Genomic DNA, 20,557 nt, shown 5'->3' on the forward strand with positions numbered 1-20,557 from the left:
TGGACGCTTAAAACCCAAGGCCAGCCATGCACGACACTAACTTACTGCAACTGATCACCGACGACTTTGCTCCAGCGCAACATTTGCTGGAGTTACTGCAAACCGAGTCCATCGCCTTGCACGGTCGTGACATGCCACTGCTCGAAGATATTCTGGCGCAGAAACAGGCATTGATCATTCTGCTCGAACAGCATGGCCGCAAGCGCAGTGAAATCCTCGCCAGCCTCAATCTTCCGCTGAATCGCAACGGTCTGGAGCAACTGGCCAGCCACTCGAGCATCGGCGAAGAGTTGCTGGCGCAGAGCGATGTGCTGACCGACCTTCTGGCTCAATGCCAGGCGGCGAACGCCAATAATGGCCAGTCGATCCTGGTCCAGCAGGCCGCCACGGCCAACCAGCTGAAAATCCTCACCGGCGGCGAACCGCCAGCCCTTTATGATGCCCGCGGATCAACCGCCAAGCTTGCGAAGCCACGCCCGCTCAGTCAGGCTTGAGCCTTCCGATGACCACGCCCTATCAAGACTCGCAACATGCTGGCAATATACTGGCCAGCCGTAGTCATATTTTGTCTGGAGATTGATGAACCGTGTCCAATGCCTTAACCGCGGAAGATGCCCCGCAGCCACCCAAGGTGCTTACCACGCCATTGGAAATCTCCGGCAACCTGCGCCAACTGCAAGAAAGCCATGATCCGCTGATCATCACGTTCCATGAGCGCACTCAGCGCTTTCAGAGCTATCTGGTGGACGTGGACCGCGAAGGTCGCACCATCGCGCTCGACGAAATGATCCCGCGTGACGGCGAACGCTTCATGCTGGCGGGCGAACCGTTCAAGGTCGAAGGCTTCCACGAAGGCGTGCGCATCGCCTGGGAAAGCAACGGTCAACTGACCATCGATGAATCCGGTGACAGTCGCTGCTATCGCGGCCCGCTGCCGGATGAAGTGGTCTATCACCAGCGCCGCAATGCCTTTCGCGCGGCATTGAAGCTGGCCCAACTGGTCAACGTCGATCTGGACGGTGAAAAGCTCAAGGCACCGATCAGCGGCAAGCTGCTGGATATCTCTGCCACCGGCTGCAAGTTGCGCTTCGACGGCGACATTACCGGCAGCCTGCAACTGGGCCAGGTCTACGACCGTTTCTCCGCCGCCCTGCCCTTTGGCAAGATGACGGCACCGGTCGAACTGCGCTACCTGCACTTCGAAGAAAAAATCTCCACCACCTTCGCCGGCATCCGCTTTCACAACATGAGCGGCCTGGTGCAGCGTCAGGTCGAGCGCTTCGTCTATCAGCTCCAGCGCGAAGCTCGACGCTTCGACAAAGACGACATGTAATTCGAAGCGGCATAAAAAACGGGCAGTCCCTTTACGGTGACTGCCCGTTTTTTTATGCCCGGGTTTTAAGGCCTGGCCTCGGTGAAGCTTTGCTCACGCCCCGTGTCAGGGTCTTCTGGAGACGGTGTGGTGGGTGTCTCAGTCTCCGGCTCAGGGCTCGGCTCAGGATTGACCGGGCTCTGCATCTGGTCCTGCACCACCTGTTCATCGACACGCGGGTCAAGGCAAGCCACCAGCGGCGAACTCGACATGCTGTCCGGCATGGCAACGTGATGCAGCGGCGCATCGTCGACCTGGTGCAGGTTGGTCACCGCTTTCGGGCGGATGCGCCACACCAGCACCAACGCGAAGAAACTGAAGAAGGCATAGAGCATCTGGCTGCCGAACAGCTTCATCAGCACCCCCGCGACCAGCGGCCCGATACTGGCACCGACACCATAGGTCACCAGCAACATCGCCGTCAGCGACACCCGGCGATCGCCCTCGACGTGGTCATTGGAGAACGCCACCGCCAATGGGTACAGGCAAAACTTCACCAATGCACAGAGGAAGCCGGCGATAAACAGCACCTCCAGCGGTACCTGCTTCATGATCGCCAGCGGCAAGGCGGCAACGGCCAGGAAAAGCGCAAAACAGCGGATCAACAGCGCCCGGTCATAACGGTCGGACAACCAGCCCAACGGCCACTGCACCAGCAGGCCGGCAAAAATGCAGCTACCCATGAACAGACCGACCTGCTCCGTGGACAGCCCTTGCTGCGAGGCATACAGCGGCGCCAGACCGTAGAACGAACCGATGATCAGTCCCGCCCCCAGCACCGTACTCAACGACTGCGGCACACGCTTGATGAAGAACCGCGGCTCCATCGGCGCCGGGTGCAGAGGCGCCGGGTGAATCCGTCGCGTCAGGGCCACCGGCACCAGGCACAGGGCAAAGCACAGGGCGACCAGCATCAACAGTTCCAGACCGAGCGCCGGGTGCATGACCAGAATCAATTGCCCCAGCACCAGCCCCAGGTAGGACGCAATCATGTAGCCGCTGAACACCGTGCCGCGTTGCGAGGCTTCGGCCTGCTCATTGAGCCAGCTTTCGATGACCATGTACTGGCACATCATGCCGAGGCCGACGATGACCCGCAAAAAGATCCAGGCAGGCAGCCAGTCCACCAGGCCATGGCCCAGCACCGCCGCCCCGACAATCCCGGCACAGGCCGAATAGGCGCGGATATGCCCGACCCGGGCAATCAACCGGTGACCGATCTTGCCCCCCAGCACCAGACCAAAATAGTTGGCCGCCATCAACGCACCGACCCACAGGCTGTCGACATGGTCGGCCGCCAGGCGCAAGCCCAGGTAAGTACTCAGCAGGCCCGAGCCGATCAACATCATCAGCGAGGCAAAATACAGCGCTCGAAAGGGTTTCCAGATTTGGCGCATCGGCGTTCCGAGCGGCTCCTTGCGGTGAGAAACGGGCTATCCGAGAAGATAGCCCGAAGACGAAGGTTCGTCAGGCCTGGGCGGCCAGGACACGGCGCTCCCAGGGCGTAATTTCATCAAAGAAGCTGGTCAACTCCAGGGTCTTCGAAGCGACGTAGCCTTCGATGAACTCCTTGCCAAACAGTTCCTTCGCCAATTGGCTACGTTTCAGACGTTCGAGAGCGGCATGCAAGGTACACGGCAACGAAAGATTATCCGGCACCTCGAACTCGCCCTGGATCGCTGCGCTTGGCTCCAGCTCGTTTTCAATGCCGTACAACCCCGCGGCCAGGCTCGCGGCGATCGCCAGATACGGATTTGCATCCGCCCCCGGCAAGCGGTTTTCAACCCGACGAGCGGCCGCCGAGCTGGCCGGAATACGCAAACCAGCCGCGCGATTGTCGTGGGACCAGCAGGCATTGTTGGGTGATGCGAACGGATGACACAAGCGCTGATAGGAATTGACGTTCGGCGCAAACAACGCGGTGAAATCCGCCATGCCGGCCTGCTGGCCGCCGATGAAGTGACGGAAGGTCGCGGTCGGTTCACCGGCCTCGTCGCTGAACACGTTACGTCCGCTGCCGATCTCGACGATGCTCTGGTGAATGTGCATCGAACTGCCCGGCGTGTGCGCCAGCGGCTTGGCCATGCAGACCACGGTCAGGCCGTGCTTGAGCGCAACTTCCTTGAGCAGATGCTTGAACAGGAACGTCTGGTCGGCCAGCAGCAGCGGATCGCCGTGCAGCAGATTGATCTCGAACTGGCTGACGCCCATCTCGTGCATGAACGTATCGCGCGGCAAACCGAGCGCAGCCATGCATTCGTAGACTTCACTGAAGAACGGTCGCAAGCCGTTATTGGAACTGACGCTGAACGCCGAACAACCGTCCTCGCGCCGACCGTCCAGGCCCAGCGGTGGCTGGAAGGGTTGCGTCGGGTCGGTATTGGGCGCGAAGACAAAGAATTCCAGTTCGGTCGCGACCACGGGCGCCAGACCAAGTGCCGCGTAACGGGCGATCACCGCCTTGAGTTGGCCACGGGTCGACAGGCTCGAGCTTTCGCCCGTCAGTTCGTCGGCGTCGCAAATGGCGAGGGCTCGTGGTTGCTGGCTCCACGGCAAGCGGTGAATCTGCGCAGGATCAGGCACCAGCGCCAGGTCGCCATCATCGCTGCCGTAGAAACGTGCTGGCGGATATCCGCCCATGATGCATTGCAGCAGCACACCCCGCGCCATCTGCAACCGCCGTCCTTCGAGAAAACCCTCGGCTGTCATGACCTTGCCACGGGGCACGCCGTTCAGGTCCGGCGTAACACATTCAATCTCATCAATGCCCGTCAGTCGCTGTGCGAGTGAGCGCTGGCCATCGGTTGTCATGACGCAATCCTTTGTTGTTGTGCAAGCCGCGAACGGCGACCGTACAAAATAGGCTCCGCCTGTTCGGAATATCAAGCACCGTACACAAAAATGCCTGCAGGGCGTGCATTCAGGGGAGATAAAGGCTGAACACGCCGCCGCCCAACGGGCCGCCATTGCTGATTTCGGTGCGCCCGCCGATGCCGTTGCGCTGATGCAACGCGGCAATCCGCCCGGCGAAATACAGACCCAGCCCGGTGCTGCCACTGCTGTGGTTGATGCCCTGCACGTAGTCGGCCTGACGCTCGATCATCTGGGCCGGGTAGCCTTCGCCGTCGTCGTTGATCGTCAGCACCAGTTGCCCGGCCTCATCACTGACGCTGATCAACACCGCATGGCGGGCATAACGGATGGCGTTGGTGATGCAATTGCCCAGCACCGACGCAATCAGTTCCCGGTCGAAGAAACCCAGCGGGCTCAGCGGGTCCACTTCGTAAGTCGCCATGATGCCGCGACTGGCGAAAACGTCCTGGTGGCAGGCCAGTTGCGCTTCGATAAAGTCATCGAGCTCGTGATAGGCCGGTTGCAACGGCATCTGATTGACGCCGAGTTTGTATAGCCCCAGCAACTGCACGAGCATGCCGTTGAGGTGGGCGAACTCGAATTCGATCACGCCCTGTTCCGGGGTGTGCCGCGCCGGGTCGGGCAAGCGCGCCAGCCATTGGCTGTGGGCCTGCATCAACATCGCCAGCGAGTTCTTCATGTCGTGCACGGTGGAAGCGATCACCGTGGAGAAATCCAGTGCAGGGTTGTCTTGGTTCATCCGCTGAACGCCTTGATTTTCAGTTTCTGATAACGCGCATACCGCGCGTCAGTGTCGGGCATCAGGCCGACCGTTTTCAGGCAGGCCCGACACTCTTCAAGCTCCGCCGACGGAACGCTGGTGTCGGTGCCGTGCAGCAGCGACTGCGCCATGTTCAGCGCGATACTGATGTTTTTCGGTTGCATCGCCAGGGCTTTGCGGAACGCCGCCCGCGCCTCCACCAGGTTGCCGGTCTTGTACACCCGCACGCCTTGACGGTTGAGCTCCGCCGCATCGTTGCCGGAGTTGAGGATGGTCGGGTCGTCGGTCAGTTTGGCGATGCTTTTCATCACGGTCGGATCGTCGCCGTAGATTTCCACGCAGTTTTTCAGCATCGAGGCGCCGGCATCGGCCTGCCCGAGCATTTGCAACTGCTTGGCCACCAACAGTGCGGCTTCGGCACTCATGAACTGCTCCATGCCATCGAGGCGCAACATCGCTTGCTCGGTGAGCTTTTCCGCGGTTTCGGCGTCGTTGAGCAAGAGACTGGTGGCCTTCATCAACCGCGCACGAATCTGCAGGCCCGGGTCGGAAGGGTTTTCCTTGGCCACGGCGGTCAGCGTGGTGTTGATCTCCAGCCGCGTGCGGGTATCCAGGCCTTTTTCGCTGCCCTTGCTGATCAAGGCGTGTGCCAGGCCGAGGTTGCTTTCAGCGTCCTTGAAGCGTGACTGCGCACCTTGGCTGACAGCCTGTCGATAAGCCTTGGACGCCGTGTCGAAATCTTCGTTGGTCATTGCCAACTTGCCCAGCAACGCCTGGCGACGCACGGCCAGCGGCGATAAGCGAATCGCCTCCTCCAATACTTGCTGCGCGGCCTTGGTGTCGCCTTCGGCGACCAGCACATCCGCCATACCGTCGTACAGCGCCGGCATCATCGGGAACACTTTCAGGGCTTTTTCGTAGACGCCCTTGGCCTGACTGACCTGACCGCGCTTGAACAGCAACTGGCCCAACCCGGCAAACGCCCACGGCAAAGGCCGATCAGCAATGATGCTGTCGTAGAGACGCTCCAGCGCCTCATTCTGATTCAAGTCACGCAGGGCATCGGCGCGGTAGCGCAGGCACAGCGGCGAATAGCGGATGTCCTGTTTGCACAGCGCGATACAGGCATTGAGCACTTCAACCGGCTTGCCGCGATCCAGCGCCTGCAGGATCGGCTTGAGCAGGGTCTTGCGCTGTTCCAGACGCTCAAGGCGCTGGGCCAGGCCCGAGCGGTTGAACGGTTTGGTCAGGTAGGCATCGGGCTCATGCTCCAGGGCGCTGAGCACCATCGCCTGGCTGGTCTCGGCGGTGACCATGACAAACACGGCTTCATGGCTGATCAGCTTCTCGACCATCAGGTCTTCGAGTACCTGCTGACCATTCTTCTTGCCGTCGCCGAGGTGGAAATCCTGCAGGATGAAATCGTAGGACTTCTGCGAACACATGCGCAGCGCCTGCTCGCCGGTGTCGGCGGTATCCACGTCCTTGACGCCCAGCTCACGCAGCATGGAACGGACCGAACTGCGGAAATCGGAGAAATCATCGACGATCAGAAAACGCTTTTGGTGATACGACAGCATCGAAGATTTCCAGGCAATTTTAAGAAGAAGATTATGACTGTCCGGGTTATCGGCCAGCAGGGCCATTCACTTGAAGAAAAGGGAATGCTATTACGCGCCCGGAGTCCAAATCTCAAAGGCTTATGCAGGCGCGCTAAATAATTGAAGGCGATATCGAGAAACGGGATTATCCTGATTTATTGCATAGCGTCAGCCTCCGCTTCGGATCAGGACGCTCCCGTCGTTGGTACAGGCAGAAGTTATGACCACCACCCCCAATCGCCCGGCATCTCATAAAGAGCAAAAGGCCTCGCGTCCCAGCACCCTGGACTTTCCGGTGGTGGGCATTGGCGCGTCGGCGGGCGGTCTGCAAGCTATCAAGTTGTTCTTCGAAAACATGCCGCAGGACAACGGCATGGCGTTCGTGATCATTCTGCATCTGTCCCCCGATCACCAGAGCATCGCCGACCGGATCATCCAGGAATCGACGCGGATGCCAGTCCTGCAGATCAGCAAAACGGTGTCCATCGAGAAAAACCACGTATACGTCATTTCACCGGCGCAACGCCTGTCGATGAACGACGGTTTACTGGAAGTCAGTGCGTGCGAGACCCGGGAATCGCGTCATGCCTCGATTGACCTGTTCTTCCGCGACCTGGCGAATGTGCACCGGGAACGGGCTTTCTGCGTGGTGCTGTCGGGCACCGGTTCCGACGGTGCTGTCGGCCTGTCGCGGATCAAGGAACAGGGCGGCGTCACGCTGGCCCAGGCGCCGCAAGACGCCGAGTTCGACGGCATGCCCCGCGCCGCCATCGACACTGGGATGGTGGACTTGGTCTTGCCGGTCGTTGAAATGCCGCAAAAGCTGCTGGAGCTGTGGCGCAACTCCCAGGAAATCAGCTTGCCCACCGCCAACGACCCCGAACTTCAGACCATTGCCGCCGTTTCCGAACGTGAAGCGCTGATAGCCGAACAATTGCTGCACGACGTTCTCATCCAGTTGCGCACCGGCACCGGCCATGATTTCAAGCACTACAAACGCGCCACGGTGTTGCGCCGGATCGAGCGGCGGATGCAGGTCACGGCCCAGCCGGACCTGGCGGCCTACTACCGTTACCTGCAAGACAACCCGGAAGAAACCAAGGCCTTGCTCGGCGACATGCTGATCGGCGTGACCAACTTTTTCCGCGACCGGGAAGCCTTCGAAGCGCTAGAGCGCGATGTCGTGCCGCAACTGGTCAGCGCCGCCGTGTCAGCGCACCCCGAAAAAGAAGAAATTCGAGTCTGGTCCGCCGGCTGTTCCACCGGTGAAGAAGCCTACAGCCTGGCCATGTTGCTCAGTGATCAGCTGCAACTCGATGCCAGCGCGGCGTCGATGCAGCTGTTTGCCACCGACATCGATGAACGCGCCATCAGCGTCGGTCGGGCCGGCCTGTACCCGCAAGCGATCGTGACCGACGTGCCGCCAACGCGACTGCGGCATTACTTCCTCAAGGAAGATGACCACTATCGGATCCGCAAGGAAATCCGCGAAAAAGTCCTGTTCGCCAAACACAGCCTCCTGTCCGATCCGCCGTTCTCGCAGATCGACCTGATCGTGTGCCGCAACCTGTTGATCTACCTGGATCGCGAAGTGCAGCGTGAAATCCTGCAGATGTTCCACTTTGCCCTGCGCCCTGGCGGCTTCCTGTTTCTCGGCTCCTCCGAGAGCGCAGATGCCTGCCACGAACTGTTCGCCCCGGTGGACAAGCGTAACCGGATCTTCCGTGCCAAGACTGGCACGGCCAACAGCCGTCGCACCCCGACCATGCCCCGCGGCGGCTACGTGCGAACCAACATTTCCCAACAGCCTGCGCAAAACAGCGTGCAGCGCAAATTGTCTTTCGCTGATATCCATCAACGCGCCTTAGAGCAGTCTGCGCCACCGAGTGTGATCGTCGATGCCAACGCCGACATTCTGCACATGAGCGAAAGTGCCGGGCGTTTCCTGCGGCATGTCGGTGGCGAGCTGTCGCGCAACCTGCTGACGCTGATCCTGCCGGACCTGCGTCTGGAGCTGCGCACCACGCTGTTCCAGGTCCAGCAAAGCGCGCTGCCGGTCAAATCCCGTGAGGTGCCGATCAAGCGTGATGACCGGCGTTACCTGATCAATCTGGTCGCTCATCCCTACAAGGATGAAGGTTCGGACAGCGAGTACGTGCTGGTGATTTTCGAGGAGGTCGAAGTCGACCCTTCCGAGCTGGCAGCGACCACCGTGCTGCAGAACGAAAACCAGGTGCTGTCCAACCTTGAGCGCGAACTGCAGCGCACCAAGCTGCACCTGCAGGACACCATCGAACAGTCGGAAGTCTCCAGCGAAGAGCTCAAGGCGTCCAACGAGGAAATGCAGGCGATCAACGAAGAACTGCGCTCGGCCACCGAAGAACTGGAAACCAGCAAGGAAGAGCTGCAATCGATCAACGAAGAGTTGCTGACGGTCAATTTCGAGCTGAAAACCAAAGTCGAAGAAACCGACAAGATCAACGACTACCTGACCAACCTGATCGCCTCCACCGACATTGCCACGGTGTTTGTCGACCGCGCCATGCGCATCAAGTGGTTCACCCCGCGCGCCACCGACATCTTCAGCATGTTGCCGGTAGACACCGGGCGCTCCCTGCTCGACATCACCCATCGCCTGGATTACGACAACCTGGCCAGTGACGCGACGCAGGTGTTCGAATCGCTAAAAATGATCGAACGCGAAGTCAGCAGTACCGACAACCGCTGGTACATCGCCCGTCTGTTGCCCTACCGCTCCAGCGAAGACCACATCGACGGCACCGTGCTGACCTTCATCGACATCACCAAACGTCGAGCGGCCGAGGAAGAGTTGCGCCAGGGCGAAGAGCGCATGCGCCTGGTCGCCGAAAGCACCCGCGACTACGCGATTATTACCCTCGATGAACAGGGCGTGATCACCAGCTGGAACAAAGGCGCCGAGTTGATTTTCGGCTACAGCAAGGCCGAGGCCGAGGGCGCTTACTACGACTTCATCTTCTCCCCCGAGGACCGCGCGGCGGGCGTGCCGGAAAACGAATTGCTGGCCGTGCGCACCCATGGCCGCAGCGAAGATGAACGTTGGCATCAACACAAGGATGGCAGCCGCTTCTTTTGTAGCGGCGAAGTGACCCTGCTCAGGGGCGACAACCTTCAGGGCTATGTGAAAATTGCCCGTGACCTGACCGGTCACAAACGCCAGCACGAAGCACAAAGCCAGGAATTGGCGGAAACCCGCAACACCAATTACCTCAAGGATGAGTTCTTCGCGGTCATGTCCCACGAACTCAAGCATCCGCTGAACCTGATCCAGCTCAACGCCGAGCTGCTGCGGCGCTTGCCGGTGACCAAGTCACTGGCTCCGGCGGCCAAGGCGGTGAACACCATTTGCGACGCGGTCACCAGCCAGGCGCGGATCATCGACGATCTGCTGGATGTCGCCCGGGTCCGGACCGGCAAGCTCAAGCTGCAACCGGTCGCCGTCGACCTCGCCAGTGTGCTGCGCGATGTCCATACCGTCGTGCTGAATGACCAGCATGACGTCACTGTTGAACTGCTGGTGCCGTCCGACGCGTTAATGGTCCAGGCCGACCCGACGCGCCTTGAGCAAATCATCTGGAACCTGGTGAACAACGCCCTGAAATTCACTCCACCCAAGGGCCGCGTGCAACTGATCGCCAGCCAGTCCGGGGACATGGCGCGGCTCGATATCAAAGACAACGGCGCCGGCATCGCCCCGGAAAACCTCGAACATGTGTTTGACCTGTTCAGCCAGGCTGAAAAACAACACATCACTCACAACCGTGAAGGGCTGGGAATTGGCCTGTCGCTGGTGCGTCAGTTGACCGAGGCGCAACACGGCTCGGTCGAGGTGAGCTCTGGCGGGAGCGGCACAGGCTGTACGTTCACCGTCTACTTGCCCTTGGCCAGAGCCCATGGCGAAGTACAGCCCGCTGCGTGCGCGGAGGATGTTTCCGGAAGACTCAGCGGCTTGACGATCCTGTTGGTGGACGACTCCGCAGACGTGCTGGAAACCCTGAAAATGCTGCTGGAGATGGAAGATGCGCAGGTGATTGCCTTTGACCGGCCGGTGGCAGCGCTGGACGCGGCGAAAAGCACGCGGTTCGACCTGATCATCTCTGACCTAGGCATGCCGGTCATGAACGGGCACGAGCTGATGAGTGCACTGCGTCAGTTGCCGCTCGCGAAGGATGTACCGGCCATTGCCCTGACCGGCTATGGCGCCAACAGCGACATTCAGAAATCTCGGCAATCAGGCTTTGACCAGCACATCGGCAAACCGGTGTCCTACGATGACCTGATCAGCACCATCGAGACGCTCCGACGCCAGCGCTGAGTCGCGTTCAGTTCAGATAGGCGCGCTGCACACAGGCGCGCCGGTCGATCGCCTGCCTGAGCCGTTCCTTGTGATCGGCCCAGACCCCGGGATCGACCTTGTTGGAGCGCATCAATGCGAGCATGGCCTCCTTGGCGGCCAGGTACTCTGACCAGGCATCATCAGACCTGAGCTTCAAGCGCTCACGCTCGGTCATCTCCATCCGGCGCAATGCGATGACCGACTCATCGGTAATCACCGGACTCAACGTCAGCTGCACACGGTGCGGCGCAACGAACGCCTGAGTGTCCGCCACAACCTCCCTCGCCCGCTGGGTGCCCCACTTCAATGCTGCGCAGTAATGCTCACCGACGCTGCGTTCATGATGCTCCTCGCAGATCGGCCAGCCATCAGCGCCATAGATACCTAGAAAAACCTGGGTAACCCCTTCAACACTGACCCGCGCATGCACCTCGATTTGCACGCCATTGCCCAGCACCTCTTCGTGGGTGTGCAGAGGGAGTCTCGTGTTGGTCCATAACCAGAACTGGGCGCCTCTGCGTCGCATCGATTTCGCTCCTTGAGTGGTCTCTGGAGTAAGGCACAGCAACGCGCGCCTTTCCAATGTCGATCGTCGGGTGATCGCCCATGAAAAAGCCCCGCCGGATGCAAGATCCTGGCGGGGCTTTTTTGACAGCCGAAGGGCTGGAATAGGATGGTGTCCCAGGGCAGGTTCGAACTGCCAACCTTCCCCTTAGGAGGGGGATGCTCTATCCAATTGAGCTACTGAGACACAAGTCGTCCGCGAGAAAACGCGGCGCGATGGACGGCGTGCATGTTAACGGGCAGGTCTGCGTTTGTCATGTCGTCCTTAGCGCTTTTTAAGTGTAGGCAGGCGCCCCTTGAACGCGAGGGATTTGTTTACCGTGCAAATTGCATCACCGCAAAAAGCCATCATTGCAAATTGCAATGAAGGAGTCCCTGGCAGATATCCTAATTTATTGTTTTTAAAGGATTTAATAGACGTTAGACTCTTGGCACGTCGGCTGCTTTAGCTGTTCTCAAAGAACAACGGAGGCCAGCCTCATGAACCGTGCCCTTTTACTCTCGAATGCGATCGCTCTGGCGGTCTTGCTGGGTTTTCACTTTTTCCCCGAGAGCAGCGCCGAGATGGTCGCCCAACGCATGCCCCATTACCTTCAAGTGCAAAGGGCGCCGCAATTGGCGGTGCTGAGTGATCAGCATGGCTTTGTCGGTCAGGAAGTGAGCCAGGAGAATATCCTGCTGCCGGCGCAGTCTTCCGAACGCCTGGTATTTTGAACAACCCCCATCAGGAGCACAGCATGTCCAAATCAGCCGCAGGATTTTTCGTCCTTGCCCTACTGAGTGGCATTCTTCATTTGTCACTGGTCCAGGACTCGGTGGTCACCCTGCCCCTGATCGCCTGCGGCGTTTTCAGCACGCTGTTCCTGCTGGCGCTGGTCGCTGGCCGCAAGATCAAGTTTGACCCGGTCTTGCGCTGACTCTCAGCAGATTCAACACAAAGGCCGGCCAGCGCGAAGCCGTCCTTCTTCATCATCCGCCCCCCCTTCGCAACATTAAGCGTGCAGACGCCTTCGAGCTACCTCAATGAGACTGTCCCGGCCGGACCCGTACGGCCCACCAGGTAAATCAGTTTGCCATCCATCCTGAAATAGCCCTCCATGCAGTGGATGCCACTAGTAAATCGGCCATTTGCCACTATCCTGTACAAGGTAAGGAATCGTGATCGACTCCGCATGACATGTACCTTCAGGTGTCTTCGATATTACCTGTCGGGTAACAGGACGCGGCCAGCGATACGGACGGGGCAGACTTTTCAAACCAGTCCGCATTTCTGATAATTGGTGCTGGCATAACGCCGGCATCCAGTTCAATATTTGTCACAGAATTGACGCCAATGAACTGGCTACTTTGAGGCATGATGCGAGCCTCTATCAATTCAGGTTGAACATTTGGCCAGAGTCCTTGTCCTATCAGACATCTGCGGCCAATCCCGAGAACCGCTCCCCTGAACTAACCGGTTAAATATATGCGCCCATTGAAACAGGCAATTTATTCCAGCCGTACGGCTGACAAGTTCGTCGTACGTCTGCCAGACGGAATGCGTGAACGCATTGCCGAGGTGGCTCGCAATCATCATCGCAGCATGAACTCCGAAATCATTGCGCGCCTTGAGCAGAGTCTTATTCAGGAAGGCGCACTGGGCGAAGAGTTGAGCATGCGCCTGGACAGCCCTGAGCTGTCACTGCACGAACGCGAACTGCTGCAACGCTTCCGCCAACTTTCCCATCGCCAGCAAAACGCACTCGTTTCGCTGATTGCCCATGACGCCGAAATGGCCGCAGACGCCTCCTGATTCATCCGAAAGCTCAAGCCAGCTGATTGCTGGCTTTTTTTTGCCTGAAATTCAGGCAAAAAAAAACCCGCCGATGGCGGGTTTTTTTACGTCTGGAAATCAGAGCAGGAAGATGGTCGCCAGCCCCAGGAAGATGAAGAAGCCGCCACTGTCGGTCATGGCGGTGATCATCACGCTGGCGCCCATCGCCGGATCGCGCCCCATCTTCGCAAGGGTCATGGGGATCAACACTCCCATCAACGCCGCCAGCAACAGGTTAAGCGTCATGGCGGCGGTCATCACCACACCAAGCGACCAGCTGCCATACAGCATGTAGGCGACAACACCGATCACCCCGCCCCACACCAGGCCATTGATCAGGCCGACGGCCAACTCTTTGCGCATCAGGCGTGACGTGTTGCCGGTGCTCACCTGGTCCAGCGCCATGGCGCGAACGATCATGGTGATGGTCTGGTTACCCGAGTTACCACCGATGCCCGCCACGATCGGCATCAAAGCCGCCAGCGCCACCAGCTTCTCGATCGAGCCTTCGAACAAACCGATCACGCGGGAGGCAATGAACGCGGTGATCAGGTTCACCGCCAGCCAGGCCCAGCGGTTACGCAGGGATTTCCAGACCGACGCGAAAATATCTTCTTCTTCGCGCAGACCCGCCATGTTGAGAACTTCGTTTTCGCTCTCTTCACGAATCAGGTCGACCATTTCATCGATGGTCAGACGGCCGATCAGCTTGCCGTTCTTGTCGACCACGGGCGCCGAGATCAAGTCGTAACGTTCGAACGCCTGTGCGGCATCGTAGGCATCTTCGTCCGGGTGAAAACTCACCGGATCACTGGCCATGACTTCCGAAACCTGTTTTTCCGGGTCGTTGACCAACAGTCGCTTGATTGGCAATACGCCCTTGAGCACGCCGTCGTAATCGACCACAAACAGTTTGTCAGTGTGGCCTGGCAGCTCTTTGAGGCGGCGCAGGTAGCGCAAGACCACTTCGAGACTGACATCCTCACGGATCGTCACCATCTCGAAGTCCATCAGCGCACCGACCTGCTCCTCGTCATAGGACAACGCGGAGCGAACGCGCTCACGCTGCTGACCATCGAGGGTTTCCATCAGCTCGTGGACGACGTCTCGCGGCAGCTCGGAGGCCAGGTCAGCGAGTTCGTCGGCATCCATGTCCCTGGCGGCAGCCAGGAGTTCGTGATCGTCCATGTCGGCGATCAGGGTTTCACGCACCGAGTCGGAAACTTCGAGCAGGATGTCGCCGTCGCGGTCAGCCTTGACCAATTGCCAGAGCGTCAGACGGTCGTCCAGCGGCAAGGCTTCAAGGATGTAGGCGACGTCGGCGGAGTGCAGGTCATCGAGCTTGCGTTGCAGCTCGACGAGGTTTTGCCGGTGGACCAGGTTCTCGACCCGGTCATGATGCGGGCCTTCCTGGCGATGAGTCAGGTCTTCGACCACCCGCTGACGCTGCAACAGCTCAACGACTTGAGCGAGGCGGTCCTGCAGGCTTTCTTGCGTTTTCTTTACTTCAACTTCGGACATAGGCGAACTCCACTCCCAGCAGCGGGGCACGCCGGAAGGATCAATCAGTCAATTCATGATTGGAAAAACGGTTTACTGAGTTACTACTGGGTAAGTCCATGGAGGTATTCCACAAGCCCCGGCGGGGCTGACGGGCGCAATGATACACCGCCCGACGGTTTTAAACGTTAAAAAATCTCGGCTGAAACAAGCGCTTGCGAGACAAACCTGAGCGCCATCCTGATCCATGAAAATGCGACGACTCATTCCGAAAAGAAAACACACCACCACTGAAAAATGTAGCGGCTACCCTTGAGTCAGACCGTCATGGAGGACGTTTGATGCTATTGAGTACACAGTATTTTTTGCTGATCGCCCTGCTCTGCCTGCCGCTCGAGGCATTTGCTGTAACCGTTCACCGATGTGAAGCAGCCAATGGCCGCATTACCTTCACCACATTGGGCTGTGCGACGGATGACAGCCTTTCGCTCCAGGATGTGCGCACCTTTACTCCTGGCAGCACGGTGGCCCTTATGCCGGAAGCGGACGCGCGCGAAACATCAGGTATGAAAATCAAAAGGAGGGAGCCAACGGTCGTCGGCCAGACCGAGGATAAATGCGGGAACGTGATTAACGCACGGGAGCGACGGGAAGCGATCATCAATCAACGGGTGGTTGCCGGCATGAGCCAGCAGGATGTCGAAAGCGCACTCGGCAAACCTGACAAGATCACGGTTCGCAATTCGACCACAAGCTACCGTTACGACACCAAGCGGGGCCGCAGTGCTCAGGTCGAGTTCGATGAGAAAGGATGCACCAAGGGAAAAGCCAAATCCCGGACGGCAAAAAGCCCGCGTTAAACGCGGGCTTTTTGGTGTTTGGTGCACTCGACAGGATTCGAACCTGTGACCGCTCGGTTCGTAGCCGAGTACTCTATCCAGCTGAGCTACGAGTGCAATTTGTGTTTTTAGACCAGATCACAACTGGTTGAAGCAGAGTAGCTCACATTACTGCAAACAACTCTTAAATGGTGCACTCGACAGGATTCGAACCTGTGACCGCTCGGTTCGTAGCCGAGTACTCTATCCAGCTGAGCTACGAGTGCATTTGTTGCCGCGCATTATAGGCCGTTGAATCTTTTTGTAAAGCGCTTTTTCTAGTAATTTCAACAACTTACCGAAGAAGCCAGATTACAACGTACTACGCAAATAATGGCGGAGAACGGGGGATTCGAACCCCCGACACCCTTTTGAGGTGTACTCCCTTAGCAGGGGAGCGCCTTCGGCCACTCGGCCAGCTCTCCGCAACACGGGGCGTATATTAACCAGCTTCTTCCCCGTTTGCAAACATAAAAAACGATAAAAATTAATGGCTTGGTTCTTCGTCCTTCTCTTTCTTTATACGCAGGTAAATTTCCTCACGGTGGACCGCAACCTCTTTCGGGGCGTTGACACCGATACGCACTTGATTTCCTTTAACGCCGAGCACGGTCACGGTGATTTCGCCATCACCAATAATCAGGCTTTCTGCGCACCGACGAGTCAGAATCAGCATACCTTTCTCCTCACGCATTTCATTTCAGGGACAACAGTCTGCAAAAAAAAGGCACTCGACCTACAACCTGAGCGGTCGCAGCCCTACATGCCTGAGTATTGACTAGCGCGGGCAAAAGAACAGTTTCGAGCCGCACCATTCAAAAAACAAAAGGGCGCGGTCAGACCGCGCCCTTCAGCAAACGCATCACTCGCCCTGACGGGCCGGCGCGTCCAGTTCGAAAGCCGTGTGCAGAGCGCGCACAGCCAGTTCCAGGTACTTCTCTTCGATCACCACGGAGACTTTGATTTCCGAGGTCGAGATCATCTGGATGTTGATGCTTTCTTTCGCCAGGGATTCGAACATGCGGCTGGCCACGCCTGCGTGGGAGCGCATGCCGACACCGACGATCGAGACCTTGGCGATCTTGATGTCGCCAACCACTTCACGGGCACCGATCTCGCGAGCAGTGTTTTCCAGCACGGTTTGCGCGGCCTGGAAGTCATTGCGGTGGACGGTGAAGGTGAAGTCGGTGGTGTTATCGTGCGCAACGTTCTGCACGATCATGTCGACTTCGATGTTCGCGGCGCTGATCGGGCCGAGAATCTTGAATGCAACGCCCGGGGTGTCTGGCACGCCACGGATGGTCAGCTTGGCTTCATCGCGGTTGAAAGCGATGCCGGAAATGATCGGCTGTTCCATGGTTTCCTCTTCATCAATAGTAATGAGGGTGCCCGGACCCTCCTTGAAGCTGTGCAGTACGCGCAGCGGAACGTTGTACTTGCCGGCGAACTCGACCGCACGGATCTGCAACACCTTGGAACCGAGACTGGCCATTTCCAGCATCTCTTCGAAGGTGATCTTGTCCAGGCGCTGAGCCACGGACACCACACGCGGGTCGGTGGTGTAGACGCCGTCGACATCGGTGTAGATCTGGCATTCGTCAGCCTTCAAGGCCGCCGCCAGCGCCACGCCGGTGGTGTCGGAACCGCCACGACCGAGGGTGGTGATGTTGCCGTGCTCGTCGACGCCCTGGAAACCGGCGACAACCACCACGCGACCTGCTTTCAGATCACCGCGAATCTTCTGGTCATCAATCTGCAAGATACGCGCTTTATTGTGTGCGCTGTCCGTCAGAATCCGCACCTGGTTGCCGGTGTAGGACACCGCTGGCACACCGCGCTTGATCAGCGCCATGGCCAACAGGGCAATCGTCACCTGCTCACCGGTGGAAACGATCACGTCCAGTTCACGCGGAACCGGTTGGCCGTCGCCACTGATTTGCTTGGCCAGATCGATCAGACGGTTGGTTTCGCCGCTCATTGCAGACAGCACAACCACCAGGTCATCGCCGGCATCGCGGAATTTCTTAACCTTGTCGGCGACCTGCTCGATTCTCTCGACAGTGCCGACCGAGGTGCCTCCAAATTTCTGTACGATCAAAGCCATTTCAAAGCCGCCTCTGCCCATGAAGGGCGCCCAAATAATCACTCAAACAGCGTTCCGGCCCACCACTAGACTGCGGGCCGGAGACGCTGCCTTATAGACCCTGCTCTACAAATGGAACGGTCAGGGCCAATGCGGCATCCAGTGCGCCAGCGTCAGTACCACCGCCCTGCGCCATGTCTGGACGACCACCGCCCTTCCCGCCCACTGCCGCAGCGGCTTGCTTCATCAAATCACCGGCTTTGAGTTGGCCAGTCAGGTCTTTGGTTACGCCTGCAACCAGAACGACCTTTTCCTCATGGACACTGCCGAGCAGGATCACTGCGCGACCGAGTTTGTTTTTCAGTTGATCGACCAGCGCCAGCAGCGCCTTGGCATCCTGACCGTCCAGACGCACGGCCAGCACTTTCACACCCTTGACGTCCAGGGCAGAGGCCGACAGATCGTCGCCCGCCGCGCTGGCAGCCTTGGCCTGCAACTGCTCGAGTTGCTTCTCCAGCAGACGGTTGCGCTCCAGCACAGCCGACAGCTTGTCGATCAGGTTGTCGCGGCTGCCCTTGACCAGGTTGGCCGCTTCCTTGAGTTGTTCTTCGGCAGCGTTCAAGTATGCCAGCGCTGCTGCGCCGGTGACCGCTTCGATACGACGCACGCCAGAAGCCACGCCGCCTTCGCTGATGATTTTCAGCAGGCCGATGTCGCCGGTACGGTTGGCGTGGATGCCGCCACACAGCTCAACGGAGAAATCGCCGCCCATGCTCAGCACGCGCACGTTGTCGCCGTATTTCTCGCCGAACAGCGCCATGGCGCCTTTCTTCTTGGCGGTTTCGATGTCGGTTTCTTCGGTTTCAACGGCGGAGTTCTTGCGAATCTCGGCGTTGACGATGTCTTCCAGGGCCTTCAATTGCTCAGGCTTGATGGCTTCGAAGTGGCTGAAGTCGAAGCGCAGGCGCTGACTGTCGACCAACGAGCCTTTCTGCTGAACGTGATCGCCCAGCACTTTACGCAAAGCGGCGTGCAGCAAGTGCGTTGCCGAGTGGTTCAGCGATGTGGCGTGACGCACGTCGGCTTCAACGTGGGTTTCAACCGGAGCACCAATCAACAGGCTGCCCGAGGCCAGTACGCCGTGGTGCAGGAACGCGCCGCCGGTTTTGGTGGTGTCGCGCACGTCGAAACGGCCGTTGCTCGATTGCAGGTAACCGCAATCGCCGATCTGACCACCGGATTCCGCGTAGAAAGGGGTCTGATCGAGAACGACCACGCCCTCTTCGCCTTCGCTCAGAACGTCGACCGACTGCCCGTCTTTATAGAGAGCAACGACTTTCGCCGAACCGCTGGTGGCTTTGTAACCGGTGAATTCGGTGGCCACGTCAACCTTGACCAGGCTGTTGTAGTCCATGCCGAACGAGCTGGCGGAACGCGCACGGACGCGCTGGGCTTCCATTTCGCGCTCGAAGCCTTCTTCGTCGATGGTCAGGCTGCGCTCGCGAGCGATGTCGCCGGTCAGGTCCATCGGGAAACCGTAGGTGTCGTAGAGTTTGAACACCACGTCGCCCGGCACCACGTCGCCTTTGAGTTCGGCCAGATCCTGCTCGAGGATTTTCAGGCCATGTTCCAGGGTCTTGGAGAACTGCTCTTCTTCGGCTTTCAGCACGCGCTCGATGTGAGCCTGCTGGGATTTCAGCTCAGGGAACGCTTCGCCCATTTCGGCGACCAGGGCCGCAACGATCTGGTAGAAGAAGCTGCCCTTGGCGCCCAGCTTGTTGCCGTGACGGCAGGCGCGACGGATGATCCGGCGCAGCACGTAGCCGCGGCCTTCGTTGGACGGCAGCACGCCGTCGGCAATCAGGAAACCGCAGGAACGAATGTGGTCGGCCACGACTTTCAGGGAAGCCTGTGCGTCGTTGGTGCAACCGATGGCCTTGGCCGATGCGTTCAGCAGGCTCTGGAACAGGTCGATTTCATAGTTCGAGTGAACGTGCTGCAGCACGGCACTGATCCGTTCCAGGCCCATGCCGGTGTCGACCGACGGTGCTGGCAGCGGGTGCAACACGCCATCGGCGGTGCGGTTGAACTGCATGAACACGTTGTTCCAGATTTCGATGTAGCGGTCGCCGTCTTCTTCCGGCGAGCCCGGCGGGCCACCCCAGATGTCGGCGCCGTGATCGTAGAAAATCTCGGTGCAAGGGCCGCACGGGCCGGTATCGCCCATGGTCCAGAAGTTGTCGGACGCGTATGGCGCGCCTTTGTTGTCGCCGATGCGAACCATGCGCTCGGCGGGAACACCGATTTCCTTGGTCCAGATGTCGTAGGCCTCGTCATCGCTGGCGTAGACGGTGACCCAGAGCTTTTCTTTCGGCAGGTTCAGCCACTTGTCGGAGGTCAGGAAGTTCCAGGCGTAGGTGATCGCATCGCGCTTGAAGTAATCACCGAAACTGAAGTTACCCAGCATTTCGAAGAAGGTGTGGTGACGGGCGGTATAACCGACGTTTTCCAGGTCGTTGTGCTTGCCGCCGGCGCGCACGCATTTCTGGCTGGAGACGGCGCGGGTGTACGCGCGCTTTTCCTGGCCCAGGAAGCAGTCCTTGAACTGGTTCATCCCCGCGTTAGTGAACAGCAGGGTTGGGTCGTTGCCCGGAATCAAAGAGCTGGAGGCTACACGGGTGTGGCCTTGCTCTTCGAAGAAGCGAAGGAAGGCTTCACGGATTTCTGCGCTTTTCAT

General features: G+C 58.9%; 16 protein-coding genes and 4 tRNA genes. 7 read left to right on the top strand and 13 right to left on the bottom strand.

The genetic code is table 11. The features are described from left to right. Nucleotides 1-26 precede the first annotated feature (26 nt). On the top strand, nt 27-494 hold the full coding sequence (locus tag ACM1ZW_RS01490; protein WP_017340203.1) for a flagella synthesis protein FlgN: 468 nt from the start codon (nt 27-29) through the stop codon (nt 492-494). A 92-nt stretch (nt 495-586) separates the two neighbouring features. After that, the gene (locus tag ACM1ZW_RS01495; protein ID WP_017340204.1) at nt 587-1,333 is read left to right on the top strand and encodes a flagellar brake protein; all 747 of its coding nucleotides are present in this window, start codon (nt 587-589) and stop codon (nt 1,331-1,333) included. 65 nt (nt 1,334-1,398) lie between these two features. Here the strand turns inward: ACM1ZW_RS01495 and ACM1ZW_RS01500 are convergent, their stop codons facing one another. From ACM1ZW_RS01500 to ACM1ZW_RS01515, 4 genes are all read right to left on the bottom strand, one after another. Then, the gene (locus ACM1ZW_RS01500) at nt 1,399-2,769 is read right to left on the bottom strand and encodes an MFS transporter (RefSeq protein WP_416740050.1); all 1,371 of its coding nucleotides are present in this window, start codon (nt 2,767-2,769) and stop codon (nt 1,399-1,401) included. A 70-nt stretch (nt 2,770-2,839) separates the two neighbouring features. Further along, complete coding sequence (locus tag ACM1ZW_RS01505) at nt 2,840-4,081, bottom strand: glutamine synthetase family protein (protein WP_416740787.1); 1,242 nt, start codon at nt 4,079-4,081, stop codon at nt 2,840-2,842. Nucleotides 4,082-4,292: 211 nt separating this feature from the next. After that, nucleotides 4,293-4,985, bottom strand: a complete 693-nt coding sequence (locus tag ACM1ZW_RS01510; protein ID WP_017340207.1) for a sensor histidine kinase — start codon at nt 4,983-4,985, stop codon at nt 4,293-4,295. Beyond that, the gene (locus tag ACM1ZW_RS01515; protein ID WP_416740051.1) at nt 4,982-6,586 is read right to left on the bottom strand and encodes a response regulator; all 1,605 of its coding nucleotides are present in this window, start codon (nt 6,584-6,586) and stop codon (nt 4,982-4,984) included. The genes ACM1ZW_RS01510 and ACM1ZW_RS01515 overlap by 4 nt, the downstream gene beginning before the upstream one ends. Before the next feature lie 241 nt (nt 6,587-6,827). On the opposite strand from ACM1ZW_RS01515, the gene ACM1ZW_RS01520 reads away from it, so the two are divergent. Then, nucleotides 6,828-10,961: a CheR family methyltransferase gene (locus ACM1ZW_RS01520; protein WP_416740052.1), complete on the top strand. Its 4,134-nt coding sequence runs from the start codon at nt 6,828-6,830 to the stop codon at nt 10,959-10,961. 7 nt (nt 10,962-10,968) lie between these two features. On the opposite strand, the gene ACM1ZW_RS01525 is transcribed toward ACM1ZW_RS01520, so the two are convergent. Then, complete coding sequence (locus ACM1ZW_RS01525) at nt 10,969-11,508, bottom strand: hypothetical protein (protein ID WP_414879074.1); 540 nt, start codon at nt 11,506-11,508, stop codon at nt 10,969-10,971. A 148-nt stretch (nt 11,509-11,656) separates the two neighbouring features. Further along, nucleotides 11,657-11,733: transfer RNA gene (locus ACM1ZW_RS01530), tRNA-Arg, on the bottom strand. A gap of 293 nt (nt 11,734-12,026) precedes the next feature. On the opposite strand from ACM1ZW_RS01530, the gene ACM1ZW_RS01535 reads away from it, so the two are divergent. The 3 genes from ACM1ZW_RS01535 to ACM1ZW_RS01545 all read left to right on the top strand — a co-directional run bounded on the left by ACM1ZW_RS01535 (nt 12,027) and on the right by ACM1ZW_RS01545 (nt 13,338). Next, a complete protein-coding gene (locus ACM1ZW_RS01535; protein WP_017340211.1) occupies nt 12,027-12,260 on the top strand; it encodes a hypothetical protein in 234 nt (77 codons plus the stop codon). A gap of 23 nt (nt 12,261-12,283) precedes the next feature. Continuing rightward, nucleotides 12,284-12,463, top strand: coding sequence for a PA3371 family protein (locus ACM1ZW_RS01540; RefSeq protein ID WP_017340212.1), 180 nt, complete (start codon nt 12,284-12,286; stop codon nt 12,461-12,463). Nucleotides 12,464-13,011: 548 nt separating this feature from the next. Continuing rightward, nucleotides 13,012-13,338, top strand: coding sequence for an Arc family DNA-binding protein (locus tag ACM1ZW_RS01545; protein WP_003178899.1), 327 nt, complete (start codon nt 13,012-13,014; stop codon nt 13,336-13,338). A gap of 99 nt (nt 13,339-13,437) precedes the next feature. Here ACM1ZW_RS01545 and mgtE read toward each other — a convergent pair whose 3' ends face one another. Continuing rightward, the gene (mgtE, locus tag ACM1ZW_RS01550; protein WP_017340213.1) at nt 13,438-14,880 is read right to left on the bottom strand and encodes a magnesium transporter; all 1,443 of its coding nucleotides are present in this window, start codon (nt 14,878-14,880) and stop codon (nt 13,438-13,440) included. 320 nt (nt 14,881-15,200) lie between these two features. Here mgtE and ACM1ZW_RS01555 point away from each other — a divergent pair, with 320 nt between their 5' ends. Next, nucleotides 15,201-15,719 (top strand): cell envelope protein SmpA, encoded by a 519-nt coding sequence (locus tag ACM1ZW_RS01555; protein ID WP_416740053.1) that lies wholly within the window; start codon nt 15,201-15,203, stop codon nt 15,717-15,719. A gap of 19 nt (nt 15,720-15,738) precedes the next feature. Here ACM1ZW_RS01555 and ACM1ZW_RS01560 read toward each other — a convergent pair. The 6 genes from ACM1ZW_RS01560 to alaS form a co-directional block, all read right to left on the bottom strand. Beyond that, nucleotides 15,739-15,815, bottom strand: a tRNA-Arg gene (locus ACM1ZW_RS01560). 72 nt (nt 15,816-15,887) lie between these two features. Beyond that, nucleotides 15,888-15,964: transfer RNA gene (locus ACM1ZW_RS01565), tRNA-Arg, on the bottom strand. A gap of 107 nt (nt 15,965-16,071) precedes the next feature. Next, nucleotides 16,072-16,162 (bottom strand) — tRNA-Ser (locus ACM1ZW_RS01570). Between the two features lie 62 nt (nt 16,163-16,224). Then, complete coding sequence (gene csrA, locus ACM1ZW_RS01575) at nt 16,225-16,413, bottom strand: carbon storage regulator CsrA (RefSeq protein WP_002554426.1); 189 nt, start codon at nt 16,411-16,413, stop codon at nt 16,225-16,227. Nucleotides 16,414-16,599: 186 nt separating this feature from the next. Beyond that, nucleotides 16,600-17,841: an aspartate kinase gene (locus tag ACM1ZW_RS01580; RefSeq protein WP_031319071.1), complete on the bottom strand. Its 1,242-nt coding sequence runs from the start codon at nt 17,839-17,841 to the stop codon at nt 16,600-16,602. Nucleotides 17,842-17,932: 91 nt separating this feature from the next. Continuing rightward, the gene (gene alaS, locus ACM1ZW_RS01585) at nt 17,933-20,557 is read right to left on the bottom strand and encodes an alanine--tRNA ligase (protein WP_017340216.1); all 2,625 of its coding nucleotides are present in this window, start codon (nt 20,555-20,557) and stop codon (nt 17,933-17,935) included.

Origin of the sequence: Pseudomonas sp. NFX71, assembly GCF_048079215.1 — a bacterium.
GTDB classification, from domain to species: Bacteria; Pseudomonadota; Gammaproteobacteria; order Pseudomonadales; family Pseudomonadaceae; genus Aquipseudomonas; species Aquipseudomonas fluorescens_B.

Bases quoted from the DNA above. Each gene is read 5' to 3' on its own strand.
- ACM1ZW_RS01490 (WP_017340203.1), top strand. From the start codon at position 27: ATGCACGACACTAACTTACTGCAACTGATCACCGACGACTTTGCTCCA.
- ACM1ZW_RS01500 (WP_416740050.1), bottom strand. From the start codon at position 2,769: ATGCGCCAAATCTGGAAACCCTTTCGAGCGCTGTATTTTGCCTCGCTG.
- ACM1ZW_RS01505 (WP_416740787.1), bottom strand. From the start codon at position 4,081: ATGACAGCCGAGGGTTTTCTCGAAGGACGGCGGTTGCAGATGGCGCGG.
- ACM1ZW_RS01510 (WP_017340207.1), bottom strand. From the start codon at position 4,985: ATGAACCAAGACAACCCTGCACTGGATTTCTCCACGGTGATCGCTTCC.
- ACM1ZW_RS01515 (WP_416740051.1), bottom strand. From the start codon at position 6,586: ATGCTGTCGTATCACCAAAAGCGTTTTCTGATCGTCGATGATTTCTCC.
- ACM1ZW_RS01520 (WP_416740052.1), top strand. From the start codon at position 6,828: ATGACCACCACCCCCAATCGCCCGGCATCTCATAAAGAGCAAAAGGCC.
- ACM1ZW_RS01525 (WP_414879074.1), bottom strand. From the start codon at position 11,508: ATGCGACGCAGAGGCGCCCAGTTCTGGTTATGGACCAACACGAGACTC.
- ACM1ZW_RS01535 (WP_017340211.1), top strand. From the start codon at position 12,027: ATGAACCGTGCCCTTTTACTCTCGAATGCGATCGCTCTGGCGGTCTTG.
- ACM1ZW_RS01540 (WP_017340212.1), top strand. From the start codon at position 12,284: ATGTCCAAATCAGCCGCAGGATTTTTCGTCCTTGCCCTACTGAGTGGC.
- ACM1ZW_RS01545 (WP_003178899.1), top strand. From the start codon at position 13,012: ATGCGCCCATTGAAACAGGCAATTTATTCCAGCCGTACGGCTGACAAG.
- mgtE (WP_017340213.1), bottom strand. From the start codon at position 14,880: ATGTCCGAAGTTGAAGTAAAGAAAACGCAAGAAAGCCTGCAGGACCGC.
- ACM1ZW_RS01555 (WP_416740053.1), top strand. From the start codon at position 15,201: ATGCTATTGAGTACACAGTATTTTTTGCTGATCGCCCTGCTCTGCCTG.
- csrA (WP_002554426.1), bottom strand. From the start codon at position 16,413: ATGCTGATTCTGACTCGTCGGTGCGCAGAAAGCCTGATTATTGGTGAT.
- ACM1ZW_RS01580 (WP_031319071.1), bottom strand. From the start codon at position 17,841: ATGGCTTTGATCGTACAGAAATTTGGAGGCACCTCGGTCGGCACTGTC.
- alaS (WP_017340216.1), bottom strand. From the start codon at position 20,557: ATGAAAAGCGCAGAAATCCGTGAAGCCTTCCTTCGCTTCTTCGAAGAG.